Here is a 21,124-nt window from a genome sequence, read left to right on the forward strand (position 1 = left end):
GTTGCGCGCCGTTGTGCGCGCCAGTTTGCGCGTACCACTACCGACTCGAAAGTCCCTGATATTCCATACCTCGTTTTCATATCGTTTTTTAGCCTGCCGGCTAAACGCTTTCAGGAAGCTCGGCCGGAAAATTCCGTAAGGAGGTCAGATCCGTTTGCAGGGGGTACCCCGTGAGTCCGCTGGTCTTCCTTTGCTCGACCGTGCACCGTATCGCGTGGTCTGGGACGTCGATCGAACAGGGCGAAGTTCCTGGCAGGGCGATTTCTGTTTAGTGATCCGGTCCACTGCGGCTACCTGAATGACAGATGTCTGCGGGGGTGGCGTACTGGAGTCGGTAATCGCATGTGCTTGATCGGCAACGGCGATTCAGCTCCGGGTGGCTGTTGACTATCAGAATCTGCGGGTTCTTTTCCGAAGGCATGCAGGCACGGCTATCGGTAGTTCGCAGTACAAGGGATATGGTCCGCGAGAATATCGTGTCTTTGTCGACTCGCAGTTCCATTGTGCGCATCCTGATGGCCAGAGCGATTCAGCCCGTTGCCTGTGATCGTTCTACGCCTCCGCCGTCGTAAGGTCTGCCCAGAATCCCTTCGCTACGTTTTCTGAACATCGGCCCGGTCTGTTGCTTGTGGCAGACGCGTTCAAAATATTTCTTTTATTCCAGCGCGATCCGTCAATTCCATGATGTCCCGATAGCGAAAATCCAGCAAAAAACAGGTGTTGACGGCGTCTTCCTGAGTGAACAAGATGGGATGAATAGAGCACGACGGAGCGAGCCATGCCAGTTGCGAAGAGCTATACCCGGGCGCAATGGGATGAGCTTGTCCGCTCTCTGGAATCACTGCCGGTCAAGCCAGAGGCCGAGCAGCGCCTCTCTATTGCCGATGCGATGAAAGAGATGCGTCTGGTGATCGGTGCTGTGAGGAAGAAGGGATATACGCTGGAAGAAATCGTTGAACATGCAAGGAAGAAGGGCGTCGATTTTAGTGTTGGCTCCGTCAAGTACGGGAGCACGCGATCCGTGTGCTGCCGGGAGTTGCGGCCGCCAAAGGTAAAGCCCGGCCCGCAGCCACGCTATGACGATGAGGTGCGCGCCGCGCTGAGCATCCTTTGAGAGGCCGCTGACCGGATCTGCGGCAAGCGGCTGAAAGCGCTGATCCCGACGCTGATCGAGTCGATGACAAGGCATGGTCACCTGTCACTATCGAAGGGCGTACACCAGCGGCTCAAGCAGATCAGCGCCGCCACCATTGACCGACTGCTGCACGATGTGCGCGAGCAGGCTTTCGGTGGCCAACACCGACGCGCCAGCGGAGTCGGCAGTGCTATTCGCCGTGCCGTGCCGATCCGGACCTTCTCGGACTGGAACGATCCGCTGCCCGGTTATTTCGAGATCGATTTCGTGCATCATCGTGGTGACGGCAAGGTCGACAGCGAGCTTGTGCACACGCTTGTGATGACTGATATCGCGACGGGATGGCCCGAATGCCTGGCCATGCCATTCCGCAGCGGCGCATTCGTTCTGGAGCATATCGAGCAGGTCCGCCGTGCGTTGCCGTTTCCCCTGCGCGGTCTGGATTGCGACAACGATAGCGCCTTCATGAACGAGACGGTGTTCGACTTCTGCAAAGCGACGGGTATCGAGCTTACGCGATCGCGTGCATACAAGAAGAACGACCAGGCGTGGGTCGAGCAGAAGAATGGCGCTATCGTTCGCCGCCTGGTCGGCTACGGAAGGCTGCAAGGTCTGGAGGCCACGGAAATCTTTGCCTCCCTTTACAAGGTCTCGCGGCTCTACATCAACTTCCTCCAGCCGTCGTTCAAGCTGAAATCCAAGACCCGTCACGGCGCGAAGGTGACGAAGCACTATGAATCACCCTTGACGCCGCTCGAACGCGTCCTGCGATCGGTCTCAGTGCCGGAGGCAACCAAACGGAAACTGCGAACTCGATTCAGGGCGGTCGACCCGCTGGATCTTTTGTCCAGGATGCGTAAGCACAGCAGCACGTTGCGACCTGCAGTGAATGCGGCACCCCGCCGGCCGAGACAAAGACACCTGACCGCGTTGCCCTGGCGGAATTCCTGGTCAGCCTCGGAACAGCGTGGCAGGACGGCGAGGTGAGACCCACCAGCAAAAGGCCGGCGTGCCCCACACGTGGCGCAGCCGGCAAGATCCGTTCGAGCACACATGGCCGACGATCCAGCAATGGCTCGAATCCGAGCCCGGAATTACAGCAAGGAAACTGCACGAGCGCCTCGTCGCGCTGGCACCCGCGATGGATTCCAGTGCCCAGCTACCCTGCAGCGCCGCGTGAAAGCATGGAGATCGAACCGCGCACGAGAGCTGGTGACCCGGATACTGGGCGACGCCGATGCGATGAAGGCTGGTGCCGCTACGCAGCGCCAGCCTTCATCGCAAAACAATCGGAAAACGACAATTAGCCTGGAGTAACATCTTCCCGTGAGGCAACACGGCTCTCATCTTGTTTGACGCGCGGCAGGGCGCGGCTTCTCATCGAGGGCCGGGCGCGATCCGCGCCCTTTACGAGCCCGGATACATTTGCGCAAGCCTTTCTATCTTAGGTCACTGGTCTCGGTTGCAAAAATCAGGCTGACCATACATTTCTATGGTTAACGATCGGACAGTTATCGTTGGCGACAAAACTAGACGCTGCCGTAACACTGCCGCTACGAGCATGAGAGGAGAAGGCTGTTAAAGATGCTCCACAAGTACGACAGCGCACCGCAGCGGCAAAGGCAACACCCTTGATCGCAGCCGGCGAGTCGTGGCCCGATCGAATCCGGGCGCGACTCGCCTTTTTTGACTCATGGTTTCTCAACGTTTGAAGTGCTGCGCCTGAAGCGTGGACGATCTTACGCAGTACACAAACCCCGCCTCCCGGAAAAATTCGGTAAAAGCGTTAAAGATTGCGAATGCTGTCGACAAATAGGGTGGGTTCACCGTCTTCTTAAGCGGTCGTGTGCTACGAAAGGCAATGCCTGCCTTTGCGGACCTCACGCGTTTCGCGAGGTCGATCTCGCTGCACAAACGAAATCGAGACATCAATTGCTGAACTCCACATCTGCTGCCCGCGAGCATCGGATACCGTCGCTCGAGGCGTGATCGCAACTGCTCAATAAGGACGGCTGTCCTCACCTGCAGAAGGCCCTGCGCATGAGCCGGTCTCCATGCCATCTACCGCCGCTTTGCACTAAGCGGTTGCTGAACATCTGGTTGACCGCCGATTCGACGAAGCTCGAGGTGATCGGCTCGCCACGCCGCGGTGCCACGCATGTGGCGTGTAGTGCAGTGGAGTGCACAGATGCAACGCAAGGGCAAATAAGGGCATCCCACTCGATCGACGAAGCTTTGCGATGGGCGGTGGCCCCGTTTGGCCGGAATCAAATAGTTTCACGACACCCTCGTTAGTCGACAGGTCGCATTTGGTGCCCTGTTGTAGCACTGCTGAAAAATCTACCGTTAGGTCTCGGGGATTACCCGGTAATTTCGCATCATTCGGTCAGCTTCTGTCCGCCTGCGAAACTTGCTCGGTCGATTTGTCTGGAAGATCGTGGGATGCGCCACCAGAAGGGCTCTCTGAGCTGCCGGCACCGAGGCAATGAAAGAGAACGCATTCGCAGACGCCATTGGGCATTGACGGATAGCTTCTAGGAAACCTTTCGGTTTAGCTAGGAAAGTATGCTCGACAACTAACAAATGATCGTCTAGCGTATGGATGAACAAACATGCCGGCCGCAATGGCATAAGTCGGCAATTGCGACTTCTTCGAGGGTGCTTTAATCAACAAGGCGATAGGAGTAGACCCGGACCGCGCGTAGCCAACCATGCCTGGCTGTCTGGAGAGTTAGAGTGAATCCAACAAGTTATGAAGGGCGCGCCTCAGTTCACCTGTCTGCGGCGAGTGCTATTACGGCTGTGGAAATCGTTCTATTCGATGGGTTTTCATTACCAAAGGTCGCCGCGATCGTCGAAATCTTTCAGAGTGCCAACGAATTGACAGGGACTCGAGCTAATGGGGAACTTCGCTACGCCGTTTCGCTTCTGTCCTCCTCAGGAGGGGCAATTATCAGCTCATCGGCCGTAAGCGTGTGGACTGAACAGATCGGTGTCGACCGTGCACCGAATTCGACGATCTTGCTGTTTATTGCCGGAGGCGCCGGTGCCATGCGGGCGGCGCGTGACGAGCGCCTGTCCGATTGGATACGCAGCCGTTATCCCATTAGCGCTATCGTGTGTCCGATTTCTGAAGGCAAGCTGATTCTGGATGCGATCCCGCTGTCGAGTCGCTCCGATTTACCCCCAAGAAGCCGGCGCGGCGGGGGGGCCATTGATGACGAACAGTCGGAAATCCCAACTGCTCCGATTCAAACGGCACTCCAGATCGTCAAGGAAGATCTCAGTACGCAAACGATTTGCTATGTGACTCGTCCGCTTCCCGTCTGGACCGTGGCGCACTCAGATGACGCGGCCGCTCGGGCGCCGTCTTTCCAACGCGTGAGCGACAAGATCATGGCTTCTGCCCGCTGGCTCGACGAAAACGTCGATCGCCCCATTTCGATCGAATTGGCGGCGGACGTAGCCGCCATGAGCGAGCGCAACTTCCTGCGTCGCTTCAAGGCAGAAATGGGTGTGACACCGTCGGACTATCTGCAGAACGCGAGACTTAAGCTCAGTTGCCGGATGCTGATCGAGTCGCAACTCCCGGTCGACAAGATTGCGCGTCGTTGCGGGATTGGCAGTGGACGACAACTCGCAAAGCTTTTTAAGAAGCATCTGTCAATTACGCCGACACACTATCGGCTCAATCGATCTCGAGAAGTTCTGTAACGCCCCGAACTACTTCATGCCTGGCGGTCCCGGCACGTCGCTTTACAACGAATAAGAGCAGATCAACTCACATTACCGGTTCGGCGCGCAGTCGCTGTGCGTTGGCAGTGTGTCGTTGTGTCTGTACTCTGCTCGTCAATCGCGCATCCTGCGTGAATGCCCGCGGCGCGTGGTATCGGTACAAACACTCCCGGCCGAACCCGAAGGGGACCGCAGAACCCATCGTTCTGCGAAATGCGTCGGAGTCACACCGGTCTGAATTCTCGTGGCATGTATCGATCATACGTCGAGGCTCAACATACATACGCCGTCCGTACTTAACGGCGCATCTTGTCATTTGCTGCGCAGATGGATCTGGCGAATGCCGTCTGAATCCTGATTCAATGGCGGCCCGTCTCTAACTATTTTAGGGATTCAAGCACCATGGTGGCGCATACGAAAGCGTTTCCACCAATTTAGATCAATTTTTCGAACCGCGATAATGCAAAAACGTACCGGCCGTCTGGTTCCGCCAAGTTTTTGGCTTAATCCGGTAAAGAAAATCTTAATTCATTAACTGATTCTCGGAGCCACTGCATTCACAGGTCAGATTTGGCGGAATCAACGACAACAGTGACCGAATTCGGCACGCTCTCTTACATAGGCTTAGAGAGTGAGAGCCTGACTCCTGAAAGCGCTTATTCCCCCTTCAAATTGTGGTCGTGCATAAAGCTTGCTTAGGAGATGCTGCCATTTGATCCCGGATCGGCAGAGAGATCGGGAGCAGATAAGCGTACCTTTTGCGCGAAAACTGGCGGCTACGTGCCGAGCCGCCAGCGGCAAAGCTTTGCCCTCGATGTGATTTTGAACGAAGTGTGGAAACGCAAGCCCCTGATATTTGCCTGTTTTCTGATCCAACCGCCATCTTTCGTACGGAAGGACATTTACGTCGAATCGGAGGCTCCATGACGTCAACCTCATCTGACGCGCTAGCATCAATTGATTGTCCAAGACAGGACACTCGGTCTGTGCAGCGTTCGACAATCGTGAAGCACGTGGCGATTATTTTGTATGACGGATTTTCGTTGCTGGATGCAGGTACGCTCGCAGAGGCTCTGCATGTCGCTAACGAATTGCAATCTAAAAGTTCGAATCATTCGGTCAGATATCACGTGAACCTTATCTCGACTCGTGGTGGAGCGGTGTCGTGCTCATCATCGATGATGGTTTGGACGGAGCGTTTCTCCACGCGTGACTTCGATCGTCTCGACACCCTCTTCATTCCCAGCGGAAGTGGTGTCACGCGCGCCTGCGTCGACGACAACCTCATTGATCTCTTGCGACTGGTTTCTGCGAGAGGCGCCAGTGTCACCGCGATCGGGAATGGGCACATGGCTTTGTCGGCTGCCGGCGTGGCGCGGTGCGATTGGCCTTCGATGAAGCATGATATTCGTCTCCGATCGTCATCCGCGAGCGCCGCAGAGCATGATCGCGACCAGGCTTTGATGAGCTCGCTCGCACTGGTCAAGATGGATCTAGGAACGGACGTGGCCGCGCGCGTGGCGGACCGTCTCGGCTCGGAGGGCGGGCGTACGCTCGCCTCGGCGTTCGAAGAGATGGATGCAGAGACGCTCGCCGATAAAGCACGGGCGTCGGCGCGTTGGCTTGTGCAGAACTGCGCGAAGCCCATATCAGTGGGAGATGCAGCGCGCACATCTTCGATGAGTGAACGCAATTTCTTGCGTCTTTTCAAGCGGGAGATCGGTGTTACGCCTTCAAAGTACCTTCTTGGGGCGCGGCTCGATCTTACTTGCAAGCTGCTCGCCAATAGCGATCTTCCAGTGGATAAGATCGCTCGTAGAGCCGGTCTTAGCAACGGAGAGAGACTGTCGAAGCTTTTCCGTAAAGAGCTTTCGATGTCGCCTACTGAGTTCCGGACGCGGAGTCGACGAAAGAGTTGACCTACGGAGAGCGTCGGACGGCTCTGTGACTTGTGTAGTCGAAGCGGCTTTACGTCGTAGCGCGGTCTCCGAGGTCTCGTTTGCCGAGAACCGAGCTACGGAGCCGCGCCTCAAACTGATGAAGAATCGTTTCTTTCGAGAAATTGGATGCGGCGTATTTTCGTCCGCAGGCGCCAAGGCGCTCACGAAGCGACGGATCGTCGGCGAGACGAAGAATCGCATGTGACAATGCCGTGAAAGAGCCGGGCTCGACCGCGATGCCGACCGACTTGACGACGCTCCATAACTCGGTACCTTCATTCGCAGTCGCAATGACCGGTCGCCCGCTCGACAGCATTGGACCAAGCTTCGAAGGCATGACGAGATCCGCGGCACCCGCAAGCTGCGGAAGGACGTGTATGTCCGCAAGCGATAGCAATTCATTGAACTGCTCTTTAGGTTGCAGCCCGAGAAACTTGACGTTCGGTATGTCACGGGCCTTTTCGAGCAGGACATCCTTTGCTGGTCCAGCGCCGCAGATCAGGAACATGATGTCCGCGCGCCACGCGAGAAGCCTTGCAGCGTCCACAATGATTTCCAGACCTTGCTTCAGTCCAAGATTGCCTGAGTAGAGGACGACCAGCACTCCGGGGCCGATGGTGAGTTGTGCGCGATAGGGGTTGTCCGCACTATTTGGATGCGCGTGTTGGATATCGACCCAGTTGGGAAAGGTAAAAGCCTTTTCCGAGGAGACCCCCTTCTGCACGGCAAGCCGTGTCATTGCTGCGGAGGGTGTCGAGACGACGTCGGCGCGTGACATCAGCCATCTTTCCACGCGCAAAGCCAGCTTCCTTGCGACACGGCCTTTCAGGATGCCTAGTCGAAACGCTGCGTCGACTTCGTAGTCCTGTACATGAAGCCAACATGAGGCACTGGCGAAGTGGGCGGCGAACAACGCGACGGGAGACGCGAACAAAGGCGGCTCTACGAGCCACACGGCGTGCGGACGCCACGCGATCTGCCAAAGAGCGGCTGGACTCGCGAAGACCGCGAAGCTCATCAAATGTAGCACGCGCTTCAGACCCGACGGACGCTTGGGGCACCAGAAGGGAACGCGTATGACGGAAACGTTGTTCATTTGCTCGGTCGAGTACGTCAACGGGTTATAGCCAGCCTTGATGCGCCACTCGGGATAGTAAGGAGACGCCGTGATCACGCGTATCGTGTGCCCCTGTAATGCGAGCCACTCAGCAAGCTCTGCGGAGTACTTTCCCACCCCTGTCACCTCTGGGGCATAGTTGAGCGAGATCATCAGCACTTTCATGGAGCTATCCACGTTGTAGGAATAAGAAGATCAAGTCTGCGTCGGGCACGGGAATGTAAGACCCATGCGCTCGGAGGAAAGCTATCTATCCGTGGCTTGCTCGCACTCGCGCTCGAATTAGCGTTGTGTCAAAGCTGCGCGTTCGCCTTCGCGATTCGAAGATCGCAGATATCTCATTGCCCGGTCGGACAAATGCTGGTCGTGCCTCGCCTGGAGAGGCTTCACAAGCCGGGACATATGATCGGAAGTCGTGTGGGGAGTGTGCGCTGGGGCCCTGGAGCCGGTTCCTTCCCGGTCGCGGTGGGCGAAAGCCGACAACTTCTTGCCAATTTCCGTCCCGACCGGAGGCGTCAAGGTGCGGCGCTTATATTCCTTTCACGTCGGCGAGTTTCAAGGTCGTCACACATGTGATCGGATAAACACGATCGTCGCTGGGATCGACTTCGTGTATTCGGCGCTTGAATCTTCCATAAATGCTTTTGACGTGTGATTTAGATCGAGACTGACCGCGTAAGCTCTTCAGAGACCGAATTTTTGTCCGACTTGCCGCTAGTCGTGTCGAATTTAACGGAGCAGAGGTCAGACGGAAGACGCCTCAACAGCAGCGCTGCATCGCTTGCCTGCTGCACTGGCCAACCATCTCGTCGCCTTCCTAAGGAAGATCATTGGCAGAATGGGCCGCAATGAGAAAGGTGCTCGTGTCGTCGATGACGGGCGATGCGCGACATACTTTCGATTGAACGTTCTCGTCACTTAGGTCAAGGCGTGGGCTTGACGAGTACCTAGCGGGAGCTAATTGTGCAAAGCGTTAAGTTGACCGGAACTCCCATCGTACTCTCGAGATTCATATTCGGCACCGCCAGTCTTTTCAACAGTGGTTCCGAAAAGGCAAGGCGCCAGCTACTATTCTCTGCAGTGGACGCCGGGTTCACCCATTTTGACACGGCCCCCTACTATGGCTTTGGCTTGGCCGAGCGCGACCTCGGGCACGTTCTCAAAGCGCGACCGGAAGTCACTGTCACCACCAAAGTCGGTATCTATCCGCCCGGCGGCGAGGAGCAAAGCGGGGCAGCTGTTTTTGTTCGCAAGTCGACAGGGCGATTCATCAAGGCCATCTCGAGGCCAACGGTGGATTTCTCAGTCGCCCGAGCGAAGAGAACCCTTGAGGGCAGTTTGCGTCGTCTGAAGCGAGACTCAATTGACATCTACGCGCTGCACGAACCGGAACTTTCCCTGCTCAATACTGATGAATGGTTGAAATGGCTCGAGAGTCTCCTACGCGACGGAACGGTCCGTACTTTCGGCCTCGCACTAACCACGGATCAGGTCGAACCGTTCCTCGCTGCCGGCTCTGAACTAACCCGTTTCATTCAGGTCCACGACAGTCTCACTGGGCGCGAGGCTGATGTTCTGACCTGCTACCGCAAGCCGTTCCAGATCACTTACGGGTATGTCTCCGCGTCCCGCAAGGAGGGATCGCCGCTGTCCGTGACTGAGGTTCTGCGTCGGGCACTGCTTCGCAACGCGAACGGCGCAATCATCGTGAGCACGAAGCAGTTGGCACGCCTGCAGCAATATACCCGGCTCGTGGAGGAGACGACCGATGCTTAAGGACCTGGACGGGCAGGGAGCGATTTCACGGGAAGCCGACTTCATCGTCATCGGCGCCGGAACCGTCGGCCTACCGATCGGCGTACTACTGGCGCGGAAGACAGGCGCAACCGTCATCTGCCTGGAAAGCGGCGGATTGCGCCAGGAAGAGGACACCCATCCACTCAATGAAGTTGTCCAGCGGGGGATGTTCTACAAGGGCGCCTCGCACGGACGTTACCGATGCTTAGGCGGTACGTCGATGCGATGGGGTGGTGCCCTCATTCCATTCCAGGACTCTGATCTCTGCAACGCCCACTGGCCGATCTCACTCGATGAACTAACCCCGTTTATCGGTGACGTCGAACGGCTATTCTCCCTGGAACCCGGCCCGTATTTCGACGTCTCCTTTCCGTTCGAGCTTGGGGAAACCCATGTCAATCGTCTCGCCAAGTGGCCGGAATTCCGCAAGCGTAATGTAGCGGCGTTGTTGGACGCTGACGTCGCCGCGGCAGCCAACCTTCAGGTCTGGTTGAACGCCCATGTCGTTAAAATCAAAACTCTCGCTGAAGGCGTGCGACTGGAAGCGGTATCGCAAAATGATGACAGGCTTGCTATTTCGGGGAGGAAACTCATCGTCGCCGCCGGCGCGATCGAAACGACCCGTCTGGCATTGCTAATCGACCGTCAGAACAATGGAGCCGTCTCCGCGCTTACGTCTGCGCTCGGTCATAACTTCACGGATCATATTTCCGCAGAAGTAGCGGAGATCGTCGCCTCCGAAAGCGCGTTGCTAAATAAGATCGTCGGCTTTCGATTCGGCGCCGCCGGTTCGATGCGCAATATTCGTTTCGAGCTAGCGCCGCGAGCGTCGGCGCGACGGCATCTGCCGCCAAGTTTCTGCCACATCGGGTTCAAGGTTGAGAAGCCAGGTGGCTTTGATGTGCTACGAGAGATGCTTCGGAATGCGCAGCGTCGTAAGTCACCGTCGCCACGAATGATCCTGGATTTGATAGCGAACACTCCTTGGCTTGCGCGCGCCGTGTGGTGGCGGCTCGTCAACAAACGTCTGCTGTTTCCGGCCCACTCGCGCCTGATTGTCCATGCGGTGGTTGAGCAACTTCCATCTCGCAGGAATCGTATCACTCTCAGCGATACGTGCTGCGACCGCTTCGGCTTGCCGCTCGCGGAGATCAACTGGACGTTGACCAGGGAAGACAAAGAAAACGTAATCGCGACATCGGAACTCTTTAAAAGAACCTGGAAAACGAGCAAATTTGCCTCGCTTGGCGTATGGAAGTCGATCGAGCCGCAGAAAATCTGGGCTAACATCGATAACGCAGAAGGGATCTTCCATCCGACGGGTTCGACTCGCATGGGGGCGAGTCCCGCCGATGGTGTGGTCGACAAAAACCTCAACCTCTTCGGTGTCGCGAATGTCCAGTTGCTTGCCACGTCCGTCTTGCCAACGGGAGGCGGGGCGAATCCGACCATGATGCTCCTGCTGCTGGCGATGCGATGTGTCAATCAGCATGCCGCCCGAAGCACCTCGACAAAAGCTTGATGCTTTCCGCCACACGCAGGCGTTGAGCCGTGTTGGACACTACGATGGTCAGCTGAGAGAGGATTCTATGCCTAAAGATGCAATCAACCGGGGAGGCTTCCGTTCGAGCATGATCCTGAAAGGCGTGAATTCGAGACAAGGACCTTCGTTTTCGTTATCGAACAGATTTCTCAGGGTTCTTTGGGGCGTCACCTATATCGTCTTTTTCGTGCCGACGCCACGTGTCTTTCATGCGTGGCGTCGCTGGATACTGCAGTTATTCGGAGCGACGATAGGCGCAGGTGTTCACGTCTATCCGCGTGTGCGCATCTGGGCGCCATGGAATCTTTCGATTGGCGATTTTACAGGCGTTGCCAATGGAGTGAACCTGTATTCCATCGAACGCATCACGTTGGGTGAGCGTTGCACGGTATCGCAGGGCGCGCAGCTCTGTACAGGAAGTCACGACTACAACGATCCGACATTTCAGCTAACGGCAAAGCCGATTATTGTGGGATCCGACGCGTGGGTGTGCTCTGAGGTCTTCGTTTGCCCTGGCATTCAAATCGCGCCGGGAGCGGTTATCGGCGCGCGATCAGTGGTAACCAGGAGTCTGCTGGACGAATGGACTGTCTATGCCGGTATGCCAGCAAGAAAGATATCTATTAGAGTCAAGCACGGAGAGACCAATGAGCAAAGTGTCTGTACTGGTGTTGACGAGAAATGAAGAGCAGGATTTACCTGGTTGTCTTGAATCCGTCATCGGATGGTCCGACGACATCCATGTACTTGATTCGCTCAGCACGGACGGGACCGTCGCGTACGCTCGCTCGGTACGCGCGAATGTGATCTCTAGACCATTCGACGACTGGTCCACTCACCAGAACTGGGGATTGAAGAATATTCCATTCAAACATGAATGGGTCCTATACCTCGATGCCGACGAGCGCGTTCCGCCGTTGCTCGTGCCGGAGATCGAAAAGGCGGTCTGCAACCCCGGCGATGCCGTGGCGTTTCGGATTAGACGCCGTGACTTCTTCAATGACCGGTGGCTCAGGCACGTGCAGGCGTCACCGTACTTCGTTCGGCTTTTCAGACCCCAGCATATCCACTATGAACGGCTCGTCAATCCAGTCACCGTGGTCGATGGTGAGACTGGCCGCCTCAACGGCTATCTCGATCACTTCCCTTTCAGTAAGGGCATATCGCACTGGCTCTCGCGCCATAACGCTTACAGTTCGCTGGAAGCAGATCAATTCCTTCGCAACAAGGCCAGCGGCAACAAGTTCAGCCTATCCAAGGCGCTGTTGGCGAGCGATTTCCAGACTCGCCGCTATCATCAAAAGCGCCTCTTCTACGAACTGCCGTGCCGCCCGCTGACCAAGTTCGTTTTACTTTACTTCGTTCGCCGCGGTTTCCTCGATGGACATCCCGGCTTGGTCTACGCGACGCTGCAGTCGGTCTATGAGTATTTCATCGTTCTGAAAGTCAGGGAGAAGATGAGAGCGGCGAGAATGAAAGTTGGTGGCTCTACGTTAGGTGAAGAAGTGAAGAATTGAGCCGCGGATGCGCAGTATGATGAACTTCAGTGTCAGCCGGAGATCATACCTTGAGAACGCTTCACATTATCTCGTCAATCGAGCGAAGATATGGTGGTCCTGCCGAGGCGCTCAAACGGCTCGCGGCAGAGCTCCGGCTTTCCGGACACACTGTCGACATTGTCTGTCTTGACTCAACTATTGATGCAGACAAATCGGACGACAACGCTTTCGATCTCGTTGTCAGGCTAGGCCACCACGCTGGCAAATACATGCTCAACTTCAGGCTTGTTGGGTGGTTGGCACAGCATGCGAAACAGTACGATGCAATTATCGTAGACGGCATATGGCAGTTCCACAGTGCGGCGGCCGTTATCTCGCTTCTTCCGAAAAGGATTCCCTACTTCGTGATGCCGCACGGCATGCTCGATCCATGGTTCAACATCGGCCGCCCGTTGAAACACGCCAAAAAGCTAGCCTATTGGATGTTTGTGGAGCGTCATGTCATCAGCAATGCGAAGGGGGTTCTCTTCACCACCGAGAGCGAGCGCGAACTGGCGCGCCTGGCCTTTCCGCTGTACAGGGCGACGGAGGTGATGATGATGATTGGCACAGCACCACCTCCTTCGACGGAAACGGTTGACATTGCAGAGCGGGATTCGCCAGCGAAACCGGGCAAGAAAGTCATCCTCTTTCTCGGCCGAATTCACGAGAAGAAGGGTTGCGACTTGCTAATCCGTTCGTTTCACGATCTTGGGAACTTGAGCGCCGACTATCGCCTCGTGGTCGCAGGCCCCGACGATCACGGACTCGGGGCGAGATTGCGTCGTGAGGCAGTGCGGCTCGGCATTGCGGATCGCATTAGCTGGCCTGGCATGGTAACGGGGGCGCATAAGTGGTCCCTGCTGCGGGCTGCCGACGTCATGGTTTTGCCCTCGCATCAGGAAAACTTCGGCGTGGTGGTGGCCGAAGCACTAGCGTGTGGGGTGCCGGTGCTCTTAACGGACAAGGTCGGAATCTGGCAGGAGATCGTTGCCGATCGTGCCGGGTTCGTGGACGACGACACGCGAGAGGGTATCACCCGCCTTCTGACGCAATGGATAAAGCTGGCGGAGGACGAGAAGGTTGCGATGCGATGTTCGGCAAAACAGTGTTTCAACAATCGATTTCATATCTCCAGAGTCGCGCAGAGCTATATCGCATTGGTGAGCAAACAGATAGGGCAAGCTTCTCTGCTTTAACAGGATGGCCGCGCCTTTTCACGACCGTCTTCAAGTGAACCTTAAATATTTCCCCGCACTCGACGGGTTGGATATCGTCCCGGACACTCGCTCCAGATATGGGCGGCATGTCAACTCGATGTCCGTCCCCCAATCTATCGAGGCGCCAACCCGGCTTCTATTGGGTCGAGACCTCGGCAACTCTCTCAGGATGCCGTCAGACCCGAGTGCTTCGAAGCGCAATGCCGCGCTGATGCCGACGGTATTCAAAAAAAGGTGGCCAAGTGCTCCAAATCGTGATGTCGCGGCCGTTGAGAGTATCGATGAGGCCGCGTTTCTGTCGGTGCGTGGCACTTATGCGAACGTTCCTGTTTTTCGTTTGACCATGTGTCGCTGTGAACGATAGGGATGCGGACGTAGATGATCGAATAAGAGCCGCAAATCGGCCAACACCTTGCTGAATTCGGTCAGTGGCGGACAGGATGAGCTTCCTCACCGCTATGCTCAGTCCACGGGGGCTCCACAGATTTTTCCCTAAAAAACGCACGATTTATTTTACGCCATCCGATCCCACTCAACGATAGGCTTACATTGAGGTGTCCAAAATCTGATCAATAGTCGGATGAACGACTCGCTCCGGACGCAGACGTCATTCCGGTGAATGTCACTTTCCCTGACGCTAAAGTGCGCCGCTATGCTCAAGAATGCGTATAGGGCGGATGGCTGTCGCCGGAAGTCGAGTTCGTCGGCGCGATTTTACGCTCAACCGTTGCTGCCCTTTCCCGAGCCATCTCATTCGCGGAAGAGCAGCCTCAGAGGATCAAGCGCTCCAATGCGGCTTGCAGATCATTTTCTCGTGCGCGGACCGGTTTCCATACTGCGGCTCTGTTTTCGTCGCTTGCCGTTTGGTATCGGGGCATCGGAAGGGCGCGACAGGGATCGCTATGTGCGTGCCGCGCGTTCGGCCGCATGCAATGCGGTGAGTGCCACGATGGGCTTTGCCGTAGTGCTGCTCTCGGTCTCTTTGACGCTTCCGTATCTCGGCCAGGAGCGCTTTGGCATCTGGATGACAATATCAAGCCTCGCTGTGATGTTGTCGGTGCTTGACCTTGGTGTGGCAAATGGCCTCGTCAACCTGGTTGCGGACGCGAAAACGAGCGACGATCAAGAGAAACTGCAGACGATAGTCACTCGCGGCGTACTACTCCTTGTCGTGATCGGCGCGGCCGCTGGGGCCGTGCTCGTTGGTGCCGTGAGGTCGTTGGACTTCCAAAGGCTGTTCAAGATCGAATCGGCAGACGTTACTAGAGAAGCGCTGGCGTCGACCATGGTTTTCATCGGGCTGTTTTGCGTGAACATCCCACTAAGCGGCGTGAGAAAGGTCTTTCATGGTCTTCAGCGAGCATGGGAACCTCATATCGTTGCTGCGATCGGATATTTTTTCTCGCTGCCGCTTCTTTATCTCTGCAATCGCCATCGCGCACCATTGCCGTATCTCGTCCTCTCTACATACGGCATGCAGGTCGGTACGACCTTGATTCTCGTTTGGCGTCTTCGACGTGAGCAGATTTTTCGGGTTCATCGCGGCCTTTGGCCGGGAGCAGGGTTGCAAGACTGTCGGGTGCTCCTGCGGACGAGCGGCATGTTCCTGATCCTTCAGCTTGGCATGATATGCGGCAGCGCATGCGACCCGCTTATCGTTTCAAATATTCTTGGCGCGAAGGAAGTGGCGAGACTGGCCGTTGCGCAGCGCCTGTTCCAGGCGATCACCGTAGGGATGGCCATGCTGTCGGGGCCGCTGTGGGGTCTCTATGCCGACGCCCACTCCCGCGGTGAGAAGGTGTTCATCAGGCACACGCTGAAGGTGTCCATGGGCGTCACGGGCGGCACCGCGCTGCTGACAAGCGTGCTGATCCTGGCGGCTTCTCCCTGGCTTTTGAAGGTTTGGACTGGCAATCACGTGGATGTACCTGTCTCTTTGCTGTGCGCGGTGGCGGTGCTGGTTGTGGTTGAAGCAATGGGAAACGCTTTCACAATCTTTCTGAATGGAATGAGCGAATTGCGGCCCCAGTTGCTTGCCGTGCTGGTCTTTAGCGTGGTGTCCATTCCGCTCAAGGTATGTCTCCTTATGAAGTTCGGCACCGTGGAATGGGTGGTCTGGTCAACCATCATTTCAAGCATCATCGCCGACTATGGCGTCTATATCGGCCTCTGCAGGAAGCAGATCCTTGCGCACGCGTCGCTAGAACCGCTCTCGTAACTCACGCAATCAGCTTCTGAAATTATGGCCGACTTTCGGGAAAAATTGCAGTTGGCAGGTGAGGCGCTCAAAAACAGACGTCGGGCCTTGAGGAAAATCATGGCAGCCTGCTTCAGCTTGTCTGGCGCATCTGGACCAGTGGCGCAGGGGCAGACATCGAGACTGCAGTCGTCGCACACGCAGAGCGCTTCGACCTCGATGCAGCCCGTGAGCGACTTGTCGCCGGACGACAGGCTGATAGTAACCAGGTCTTCGCTCACATACACCGAAGTTCGTCACCTTGCTGAATTTGTCCTTGCACGAGGTCCGATTCAGGGCTACGCCAGCTTGCGGGACTACGGCGGACCGCTAACGAGACTGCTCGTTTTTCAGCACCCCGCAGGCGATCGAGATTCCGACGCGGCGTACTATTGGCTCGATCCTACCGACCTTTTGAGCGCTGACAATGGCGGTACAGTGCTGGTTTCGAAGAGCGGAAAGCGCTGGAAGCGAGTATTCGAAGGCGACATCCATGCCCGATGGTTCGGCGCACGCGGAGACGGCACGACGGATGACGGCGACGCGCTCAATCGCGCCCTCGCATTCGCAGGATCGCTCTATGCATCGACGGGCAGGACTCAGCGCGTCGTGCTCGATAACGGCACGTACTACCTTGCAGCCGCGCGCGGAACGCTGGCCATCTCGTGTCACGACGATGGCACGGTGAAGGAGGGAAAAGGCAAGAGACTCCCGTCTGAACCTCGGATGCGACAGCCTTATTGCGTCGGCGTGTGGCCAGGGGTCAAACTATGTGGGCGCAACGCCGTGGTGAAGGGCAAATATCGCTACGGCATGGCGGACTCGTCGCAGCCGGTCACCTTCGGCTTGCTCGATGAATCCGACACGGTAACGGAGGCAGGGCTAGAGAATCTGACTTTCGTGGATTGCTTCATGGCTTTCGGGGCCCTGTCCGCGACGCTCGCAGGCTGCATCTTTGACAGACTTCACTTTATCGGCTGCGGGGTGGGTATCTATGCCGCGGTGCTGGAACAGTGCACGTTCAGTAATATCGAGGCGCAGCGCACGGGTGTGCCTGTTCTTGTCGGAGGTCAATGGGTCGATCGCAACGACGACTACAACGAACGAGGCGGCTTTGCGGACAAGTGCACCATCATCAACGTACGCAACATCTTTGATCGCGTCTATGGCGACGATGAGCGCAATATCGATCAATGGTTCGATGCCACCTTCTTCAAGTCAATCAACAGCGAGCGCAGACTCAGCGCGCAGAATAATCCTACGTCACAGGCGAGGGCGTATCCGTATCGGGGCATTTGCGGATTCTGCATACGCGTCATGGCGCGCTATGCGCGACCTTCAAATAGTAACGTGTTCATGCAAATAACGCACGCTTACTCGCCGCGCCCAGCGGTGCTGGTTGATGCGTGTCAGTCAGCTGTCTTCAACGGCGTTTATATGGAACGCGTAGGCTATCGCGACCATCGCAAGCGAACCGGTGCCGTTGGCGCCGGATGGGACGATCCTTACCTTGGTCATGGTGTCCTCGTTCCGGCGTTCATAGGAGAACTCGACGTCTCCTCCTGCGTTTCCGGTGTCAACATCCAACAGTCCTTCGGAGTTTCGGTCGTTCGAACTGATGGTCCTGTCGGAGCCATACAGTCATCGGACTGTGCTTTCAAAGAACCGGATCCTCGCTACACCCTGCCTGCCACGACTTTCACCGACGATGTGACGATACGCCGAGGAGCGCTTCGTGCATTGGATGGTGTCAAGCATCGGATCGGAGGATTGGGTCTCTACAGCGTGCATTTCGATGGCGGCAGTTTCGACACCGAGATATCCTTGCCGAAGGACGAAGAAGTGCATGTGCTGCTTGTATTAGCGTCACGCGATGCGAAGCGCCTCGAGAGCGCGTCGTCCGGCCTCTATCTGCTGCAGCTCTCGCGTGATCGCAAGGGCGCCCTAGTTGGAACGCTCGTGTCGGGAAGCGATGTCCTGCGCTTTGCCGTAAGTCTGCGGAGCATGCTGCAACTGCAAGCTATTGTCCCTGGCGCATACCACGTCGCAATGATTGGGAACCGGCCGTTCGAGACTTAGCCCCCGTATCAAGGGTCCCGTATCGTCTCGTTGAGGATCTCGCGCGTTTGTGCGGATCGGTGGCGGCTCGCCTGTCGAACGCCTTGATGATTCGCTTTCCCGAGGACTGCGTTCTCGCATGAGTTCTTCTGAATCGCTGCGCCGAGCGGAAGGATAATCATATGAGCAAGGCGTTTCACACACGACGGTCAGCGTGCTATTCATAACGGCATATCGGAGCGCCGGAAAAGGCTCGCCGCAGCATGCTACTGGCCAGTCGATCATTTCTTGTCGACTGTCCTATCCCGCCCGACAACATCTTGGTGATTTCGGTCTCGACGAAGCGCATCAAATAGGCTTATCTAAAATGGACTACGGCAACAAATGTTCCGCATCCTCGAATTTCGGTCATTGAAGCGGTAGCAGAGTACCTGTCTAAATGGACGCGCGGTCAACGCGTCGTCGCTCCCACAACCGGTTGCCCCTGGCGTTATCCCGCTGGCGGTCGCAAACACGCTATCCGCGAAACCATGGCCTCGATGAAACAGATCACGCGCGACGATCCGCTGCAGAGCGATGAGGTTTCCATATCGGATTACCTTCGTACGATCGGCGAGAGCTGGCGTCTAATCGGCATGATTGCGCTCAGCGTTCTCGCGTTGGGATCGATATACGGGATGATGCATCCGACCTTGTACCGGGCCGATGCACTCATACAGATTGGCACACCCACGTCCAGTTCTTCCGATGCCGAAGCGATGGGCCGGCTTGCCTCGATATTCGATTCGAAGGTGAAAGCCAGTGCAGACGCCGAGATCGAACTCATTCGCTCACGCCTGGTGGTCGGCGAGACGGTGCGACAACTGAATCTCCAAACGACGGCGCAGCCGCGGTACTTCCCGCTTATTGGCCGTTGGATTGCGGGACTTCGCAGCGGATCCCCCAGCACGAAGCCCCTGTTTGGATTGCGCCAGTTCGCCTGGAGCGACGAGTCGATCGAAGTATCGAAATTCGATGTTCCTCATGCTGCAGTCGGCCAAAAATTCGTCGTAAAGGCGGGCCGGGCTCCGTACTTCAAATTGATTTCGCCTGATGGTAAGGCGCTCGGAACAGGAGCAGTCGGGCAGGAGCTGGTGGTGCCTTTCGCCGACGGCAAGCTCCATCTTCTCGTGAATAAGTTGTCCGCGTCTCCCGGCGGTGAATTTACGCTGAAGACGAGTTCGATAGAGGCCGCGATCCTCGCGCTGATAGATGCTTTGGTCATTTCAGAAAGAAAGGCGCAAACGGGCATGGTCGGTATTGCCCTGGAAGGACCCGACCCGGTGCGCACTGCGGACATCGTCAATACGATTGCTCAGGAGTATCTCGCTCAGGATCTCGCAAGACGCTCGTCGGAGGCCGAACACTCGCTTCTCTTCCTCGAGAGTCAATTGCCAAAGCTGCGGGACGAGTTACAGCAAGCAGAGGATCGGTACAACGCTTTTCGTAATAGCAAGGGTACCGTCGATCTGAGTGTGGAAAGCCGGCTCTTGCTGCAACAGGAAGTCGATCTCGATACGGCCATGCGCGGACTCTTGCAGCAGCGCGACGACATCTCTCAGCATTACAGAGAGGGCTACCCGCAGCTTACGGCGGTGGACTCGAAGATCGCCCGATTGCAACAAGACCGCGAAGCGCTGAACCAGCGCGTTGCCAGTTTGCCGGATATGGAGCAAACCGCAGTACGCCTAATGCGTAACGTTCAGGTCGACACAGAGCTGTATACGAATCTCCTGAACAGCGCGCAACAGCTGCGCGTCATCAAGGCAGGCAACGTCGGCAACGTGCGCATAGTCGATCTCGCGGTTCCGCCCGAGAGGTCGTCTAAGCCCAACTGGCAGGTGCTATTGTCGTTGTCTGCCGTTCTTGGGCTTGTAATGGGAGTCGTCACCGCGTTTCTTCGCAAGGCGTTGTCGGGTGGAATAGAACGAAGCGCCGAGATCGAGGAAGCTCTTGGAATACCCGTTTGCGCTGTCGTGCCGCACAGCGAACGGCAAGTTCGTTTGCAGGAGGCAATGCGCCGCAAGGCTCCAGGAATACATGTGCTCGCTGCGGTATGGCCGGGGGATGTCGCGGTCGAAGGCGTGCGAAGCCTGCGAACAGCGTTGCAATCCATCGGATCCGAACTCGGGAAGAATGTCGTGATGATCACGAGTTCCCGTCCCGGGGTGGGAAAGTCGTTTCTCGCGGCCAACCTTGCGGCTGTGCTGGCGACAGGGGGGAAGAAAGTGCTCCTGATCGATGCCGACATGCGCATGGGCGACATGCACATGTCCTTCAACCCGGCTGGCGGCCCCGGCTTGACTGAATTGCTAAAAGGTGCGGCGCTTGACGACGTGGTCATCCGCGATGTCATGGATGGCGTCGACCTGATCTCGCGTGGGGGCGAGTCGCCGAACGCCGCAGATCTGCTCACGAGTGGCCGGCTGGGCGAGATACTCGATGTTGCATCGCGACGATATGACGTAGTCGTTGTCGATACGCCGCCAGTGCTTGCTGTCACTGACGCAACACTGATCGGCCGGCAGGCCGGTACAACGCTGCTTGTCGTTCGGCACGGCCGGCAGCCCGTGGGCGAAGTGTATGAAGCGCTTAGCCGCTTGCAGAATGGCGGCGTACACGTCGCCGGAACACTGTTCACCGATGTACCGCTCGACAAGGCGCGATACGGCTCGGGATACGGTTCGGCATACGGCACATCGGGCATATACGGCAGAAGCGGCGGCGAGACCAATGTCAGGATCCCCTGAATAAATCGCAGGATGT

At 56.8% G+C, this 21,124-nt stretch carries 13 protein-coding genes and 1 pseudogene; 12 read left to right on the top strand and 2 right to left on the bottom strand.

All coding sequences use genetic code 11. The features are described from left to right. The first annotated feature begins 778 nt into the window (after positions 1-778). Together EVC45_RS36500 and EVC45_RS36505 are read left to right on the top strand one after the other, a co-directional pair. A complete protein-coding gene (locus EVC45_RS36500; protein WP_248295400.1) occupies positions 779-1,114 on the top strand; it encodes a hypothetical protein in 336 nt (111 codons plus the stop codon). Positions 1,115-1,177: 63 nt separating this feature from the next. Next, complete coding sequence (locus EVC45_RS36505; protein WP_248295401.1) at positions 1,178-2,122, top strand: transposase family protein; 945 nt, start codon at positions 1,178-1,180, stop codon at positions 2,120-2,122. Positions 2,123-3,085: 963 nt separating this feature from the next. On the opposite strand, the pseudogene EVC45_RS36510 reads toward EVC45_RS36505, so the two are convergent. Next, a pseudogene (locus tag EVC45_RS36510) lies at positions 3,086-3,282 on the bottom strand (ISKra4 family transposase); the annotation flags it as partial. 589 nt (positions 3,283-3,871) lie between these two features. Here EVC45_RS36510 and EVC45_RS36515 point away from each other — a divergent pair. Together EVC45_RS36515 and EVC45_RS36520 are read left to right on the top strand one after the other, a co-directional pair. Then, on the top strand, positions 3,872-4,849 hold the full coding sequence (locus EVC45_RS36515; RefSeq protein ID WP_129962987.1) for a helix-turn-helix domain-containing protein: 978 nt from the start codon (positions 3,872-3,874) through the stop codon (positions 4,847-4,849). Between the two features lie 1,007 nt (positions 4,850-5,856). Further along, a complete protein-coding gene (locus EVC45_RS36520) occupies positions 5,857-6,789 on the top strand; it encodes a GlxA family transcriptional regulator (RefSeq protein WP_248295402.1) in 933 nt (310 codons plus the stop codon). A gap of 49 nt (positions 6,790-6,838) precedes the next feature. Here EVC45_RS36520 and EVC45_RS36525 read toward each other — a convergent pair whose 3' ends face one another. Beyond that, positions 6,839-8,092, bottom strand: coding sequence for a glycosyltransferase WbuB (locus tag EVC45_RS36525; RefSeq protein ID WP_129962989.1), 1,254 nt, complete (start codon positions 8,090-8,092; stop codon positions 6,839-6,841). A 798-nt stretch (positions 8,093-8,890) separates the two neighbouring features. Between EVC45_RS36525 and EVC45_RS36530 the strand changes: the two genes are divergently transcribed. From EVC45_RS36530 to EVC45_RS36565, 8 genes are all read left to right on the top strand, one after another. Next, on the top strand, positions 8,891-9,703 hold the full coding sequence (locus EVC45_RS36530; RefSeq protein ID WP_168991603.1) for an aldo/keto reductase: 813 nt from the start codon (positions 8,891-8,893) through the stop codon (positions 9,701-9,703). Continuing rightward, positions 9,696-11,246, top strand: a complete 1,551-nt coding sequence (locus tag EVC45_RS36535; protein WP_129962991.1) for a GMC oxidoreductase — start codon at positions 9,696-9,698, stop codon at positions 11,244-11,246. The genes EVC45_RS36530 and EVC45_RS36535 overlap by 8 nt, the downstream gene beginning before the upstream one ends. Beyond that, positions 11,203-11,952, top strand: a complete 750-nt coding sequence (locus EVC45_RS36540) for a putative colanic acid biosynthesis acetyltransferase (RefSeq protein WP_306770834.1) — start codon at positions 11,203-11,205, stop codon at positions 11,950-11,952. Before EVC45_RS36535 ends, EVC45_RS36540 begins: the two co-directional genes overlap by 44 nt. After that, positions 11,915-12,784: a glycosyltransferase family 2 protein gene (locus tag EVC45_RS36545; protein ID WP_129962992.1), complete on the top strand. Its 870-nt coding sequence runs from the start codon at positions 11,915-11,917 to the stop codon at positions 12,782-12,784. The genes EVC45_RS36540 and EVC45_RS36545 overlap by 38 nt, the downstream gene beginning before the upstream one ends. A 50-nt stretch (positions 12,785-12,834) precedes the next feature. Then, positions 12,835-14,004, top strand: a complete 1,170-nt coding sequence (locus EVC45_RS36550; protein ID WP_129962993.1) for a glycosyltransferase — start codon at positions 12,835-12,837, stop codon at positions 14,002-14,004. A gap of 811 nt (positions 14,005-14,815) precedes the next feature. Beyond that, positions 14,816-16,243 (top strand): lipopolysaccharide biosynthesis protein, encoded by a 1,428-nt coding sequence (locus tag EVC45_RS36555; RefSeq protein ID WP_129962994.1) that lies wholly within the window; start codon positions 14,816-14,818, stop codon positions 16,241-16,243. A 99-nt stretch (positions 16,244-16,342) separates the two neighbouring features. Continuing rightward, the gene (locus EVC45_RS36560) at positions 16,343-18,340 is read left to right on the top strand and encodes a hypothetical protein (RefSeq protein WP_129962995.1); all 1,998 of its coding nucleotides are present in this window, start codon (positions 16,343-16,345) and stop codon (positions 18,338-18,340) included. Positions 18,341-18,849: 509 nt separating this feature from the next. After that, positions 18,850-21,108, top strand: coding sequence for a polysaccharide biosynthesis tyrosine autokinase (locus tag EVC45_RS36565; protein WP_129962996.1), 2,259 nt, complete (start codon positions 18,850-18,852; stop codon positions 21,106-21,108). Positions 21,109-21,124: the final 16 nt, after the last annotated feature.

The sequence above is a fragment of the Paraburkholderia sp. UYCP14C genome (assembly GCF_004197395.1).
Lineage (GTDB): Bacteria > Pseudomonadota > Gammaproteobacteria > Burkholderiales > Burkholderiaceae > Paraburkholderia.

Bases quoted from the DNA above. Each gene is read 5' to 3' on its own strand.
- EVC45_RS36500 (WP_248295400.1), top strand. From the start codon at position 779: ATGCCAGTTGCGAAGAGCTATACCCGGGCGCAATGGGATGAGCTTGTC.
- EVC45_RS36505 (WP_248295401.1), top strand. From the start codon at position 1,178: ATGACAAGGCATGGTCACCTGTCACTATCGAAGGGCGTACACCAGCGG.
- EVC45_RS36525 (WP_129962989.1), bottom strand. From the start codon at position 8,092: ATGAAAGTGCTGATGATCTCGCTCAACTATGCCCCAGAGGTGACAGGG.
- EVC45_RS36535 (WP_129962991.1), top strand. From the start codon at position 9,696: ATGCTTAAGGACCTGGACGGGCAGGGAGCGATTTCACGGGAAGCCGAC.
- EVC45_RS36545 (WP_129962992.1), top strand. From the start codon at position 11,915: ATGAGCAAAGTGTCTGTACTGGTGTTGACGAGAAATGAAGAGCAGGAT.
- EVC45_RS36555 (WP_129962994.1), top strand. From the start codon at position 14,816: ATGCGGCTTGCAGATCATTTTCTCGTGCGCGGACCGGTTTCCATACTG.
- EVC45_RS36560 (WP_129962995.1), top strand. From the start codon at position 16,343: ATGGCAGCCTGCTTCAGCTTGTCTGGCGCATCTGGACCAGTGGCGCAG.
- EVC45_RS36565 (WP_129962996.1), top strand. From the start codon at position 18,850: ATGGCCTCGATGAAACAGATCACGCGCGACGATCCGCTGCAGAGCGAT.